The organism is Flavobacterium sp. RHBU_24 (assembly GCF_046613695.1).
Classification (GTDB): domain Bacteria; phylum Bacteroidota; class Bacteroidia; order Flavobacteriales; family Flavobacteriaceae; genus Flavobacterium.
This window is the reverse complement of record NZ_JBKJHD010000042.1, coordinates 1-3,439: the sequence shown is the minus strand read 5'-3', so window position 1 is coordinate 3,439 and position 3,439 is coordinate 1. Positions and strand designations below refer to the sequence as shown.

Here is a 3,439-nt window from a genome sequence, read left to right as displayed (position 1 = left end):
ATACCGAGCTCATTATTATCAAACTTAATTATAAATTTGTCTAATTTTTTGGGTGCACTCTATTATAGGCCGTTTTTTTTATATTTGCCTATGGAAAAAAGCGCACAGCCCATAGGCATATTTGACTCCGGCATAGGCGGAACCTCTATATGGAGGGAAATACACAGCCTTTTGCCAAACGAAGACACCATATACCTTGCCGACAGCAAAAATGCCCCCTATGGTCAACGTCCCAAGGACGAAATAATCGAACTGAGCTTTAAAAATACCGACTATTTACTGGAGCAGGGTGCCAAGCTAATTGTAGTGGCATGCAATACCGCAACAACAAATGCCATAAACGAACTGCGTGCGCAGTATAACGTGCCGTTTATTGGCATTGAACCGGCTATTAAACCGGCTGCGATCAATACAAAAACGGGCGCTATAGGCATTTTGGCCACAAAAGGCACATTAAGCAGCGCCTTGTTTAATAAGGCCGTATCAGGCCTTAAAAATGTAAAGGTTATAGAACAGGTGGGTTACAACCTCGTTACGCTTATTGAAGAAGGGCACATAGATTCTGATGAAATGCTAGAGTTGCTCTTACAGTACCTCAAGCCCATGGTGCAGGCTAATATCGACTACCTGGTGCTGGGCTGCAGCCACTACCCTTACCTTATCCCGCAGATTAAAAAAATACTCCCTGAAAACGTAACTATTATCGATTCGGGTGAAGCCGTGGCACGGCAAACGCAGGCTATTTTGCAACAAAACGGCCTACTGAATACCGTCCCCCGGCAGAGCAGCCAGGTATTTTATACAAATTACAAGCCCGAAGTGCTGCAAAGTTTTGTAAAAGGATTTCCCGTGGCAGAAAAAGATTTCTGATATTACTCCTTTAGCCAAGATGCATACATCACATAATTGTTTGATATACGCCCTATCTCCCCCGCAAAATCAGATGCGTTTATATCCTTCACCTTTTTTGCGGGGATCCCGGCATAAATAGTGCCGCTTTCTACACGGGTATTTTGCGTAACTACCGCACCGGCAGCTATAATGCAGTTGCTCTCTATTACACAATTATCCATAACAATTGCGCCCATGCCTATAAGTACATTATCATGCACCGTACAGCCATGCACAATTGCGTTATGCCCTATAGATACATTGTTGCCTATCGTGGTAGGGTGCTTTTGGTAAGTGCAGTGTATAATGGCGCCATCCTGTATGTTAACCTTGCTGCCTATTTTTATAAAATGTACATCGCCCCTTAGTACCGCGTTAAACCATACGCTGCATTCCTTGCCCAGCGTAACATCGCCTATAATTGTAGCGTTCTCGGCCACATAGCAGTCTTCGGGAATTTGTGGGTACTTGCCCCTTACCTCTTTTATAAGTGCCATATCAATTAAAAAAAGTTAAAAAAAAGTCCCGATAGTTATATCGGGACTGAACTAATAATATCTGCTTTACATCTAGTTGTTAACCGCCGGACAGTGGCAGTCAGGTTTTTTATCTTTACAATTAAGGTTTAAACCTATAGTAATCTGGTGGAAACCGCTGTTGTCAAATTTCACATCGCCTGTTAAGTAAGAATAGGTGTAAGCGAACATAAAATTCTTATAGTTGATACCTACAATAGGTGTAATATACTGCATGTATTGTTCCTTGATATCACCGTTTAAATCCTTCTGGTACTGGGCGCCTTCAAGGCTCCTGCGGTACGAAAGTCCTCCCCATACCCTTCCGAAATCAAGTTCGCGGTATGCTTTAAGGTTTACGTCGATTGTTTTTTCCTTAGTTTCGCTGATTGTCTGGAACATTATCGACGGCTCAAGAGACCAGGTGTCGTCAGCAATGCCAAATACATAACCTGTACTTATTAAATAAGCGCTAAGGTTTGAACTCTCTACATCGGTATAAAGGTCCCTTTTGCTTTTGATTACATTTTTAGCGGTAAAGTGTGCATAAAAATCCAGGTAGTGATAAGAAGCGCCTATATCCACATTAAAGTAAGAATCGCGTACCACATCGCCTCCCTGTACAACCGGGTCAAACTCCTGAAAAGCAGTTTCATCTAAACGGCTCTGAACCAAACCTGCACTCATACCAAATGAAAGCATATTCAGGTCGTAATCATTGCGCGAAAATTTAATGTGGTGTGCATACGTAAGTTTAGCGCCTGTTTGCGAATGGTAGCCGTTCTTATCATTGTGGATGATGGCTCCCACACCAGAATTAGAATCCTGGCCAAGAGAGGTGTTAAAACTCAGCGTTTGCAGCTGTGGCGCGTCAGCCTGGCCAAACCATTGCTGGCGGGCGGTAGCCCTTAATTTGGCACAATTTGCAGCTCCTGCCATCGATGGGTGGATAAGATAATAGTTATCAGATAAATAATCTGAATATACTGCAACACCCTCCTGGGAGAAAGACATTTGGGCTAAGAATAAACCAAAAATGAGATAAACCTTTTTAAAATTCATGTTGACCTTTGATCGTTTTAATGAAATATGCTTTTTAGTTAGACCGTACGATAATAAACGTTAAATAACTTAATCGCTACTACGGGCAATTTTCCTCATGTCATGCTTACTTTACAGTAATTTTCCATAGCGGTCAAATATATAAATTTTTGTCATAGGTTGGTTACTTAATCCCAACAATATTAGAAAAAATACCATATTGAAGCATTGGGTTTTAAAAAAAAGTATCCATTTTAACTATTTCTCATTATTTAGATATACTTACTGCAAAAAATCACTAATAATACCGAATCAATCTTACAAAAACTATAACTTAATTTATTGTTTTTTTATTGTTACATATATTGTTTTTCATAGTGTTTGCCACAAATATTTAGATTATCCCCACCACGCATACGATAACCACTTCTATTAAAAGCCAATAAGGCTTCACTATTTTTCAGTAGCCCATCGTTAGTGCCTTGCAGCGGCACTGTTTCCCGCTGTCCGCTTTATCTGCCTCATTCCCCGGCAGGATACCGCTCCCATCGGGGCTATTCTCAATCGGTCGGGCAGTATTCAGTCGCGGTTGGTAAAAGCTTCACTTCTGTGGCAGTAGGCAGTGGTCAGTGTTCAGCATACAGTAGCTTCCCTCCTACCCTATAAAAACAATAAAGGCAGCCGTTTGGCTGCCTTTATTTATTGGTATTTGTTTGTCAATGTGTGTTTGGGTGAAGCTACTGCCAACTGCCACTGAACACTGCCTGCTAAACTATCGCTTCATCGCAAAGTGTGCCCTGAATACCCTTTCGGTGTTGCCTTCGGTAAACTCTACGCGGAACCAGTAGTCGTCTGATGGTAGTGGCGCGCCGTTAAAGGTGCCGTCCCATCCTTCGCCGTCTGTAACCCGTGAGGCCGGGCTCAGCTGCTTAATGAGCTTGCCGTAGCGGTCAAAGATGTAAATACGCGCCTCAGGGTGGGCATCCATGCCT

Annotated in this window: 4 protein-coding genes; 1 reads left to right on the top strand and 3 read right to left on the bottom strand. The window is 42.3% G+C overall.

Annotated elements, in window-relative coordinates; all coding sequences use genetic code 11:
* The first annotated feature begins 90 nt into the window (after positions 1 to 90).
* Positions 91 to 870 carry a glutamate racemase gene (murI, locus tag ACLI09_RS17965; RefSeq protein ID WP_411421025.1) on the top strand — a complete coding sequence of 260 codons (780 nt, stop codon included), beginning with the start codon at positions 91 to 93 and terminating at the stop codon, positions 868 to 870.
* A 2-nt stretch (positions 871 to 872) separates the two neighbouring features.
* Here murI and ACLI09_RS17960 read toward each other — a convergent pair whose 3' ends face one another.
* From ACLI09_RS17960 to ACLI09_RS17950, 3 genes are all read right to left on the bottom strand, one after another.
* The gene (locus tag ACLI09_RS17960) at positions 873 to 1,388 is read right to left on the bottom strand and encodes a gamma carbonic anhydrase family protein (protein WP_411421024.1); all 516 of its coding nucleotides are present in this window, start codon (positions 1,386 to 1,388) and stop codon (positions 873 to 875) included.
* Between the two features lie 72 nt (positions 1,389 to 1,460).
* Positions 1,461 to 2,468, bottom strand: a complete 1,008-nt coding sequence (locus ACLI09_RS17955; RefSeq protein ID WP_411421023.1) for a type IX secretion system membrane protein PorP/SprF — start codon at positions 2,466 to 2,468, stop codon at positions 1,461 to 1,463.
* 751 nt (positions 2,469 to 3,219) lie between these two features.
* Positions 3,220 to 3,439 (bottom strand): T9SS type B sorting domain-containing protein (locus tag ACLI09_RS17950; RefSeq protein WP_411418629.1); only part of this gene is annotated, 220 nt, incomplete at its 5' end.

Bases quoted from the DNA above. Each gene is read 5' to 3' on its own strand.
- murI (WP_411421025.1), top strand. From the start codon at position 91: ATGGAAAAAAGCGCACAGCCCATAGGCATATTTGACTCCGGCATAGGC.
- ACLI09_RS17960 (WP_411421024.1), bottom strand. From the start codon at position 1,388: ATGGCACTTATAAAAGAGGTAAGGGGCAAGTACCCACAAATTCCCGAA.
- ACLI09_RS17955 (WP_411421023.1), bottom strand. From the start codon at position 2,468: ATGAATTTTAAAAAGGTTTATCTCATTTTTGGTTTATTCTTAGCCCAA.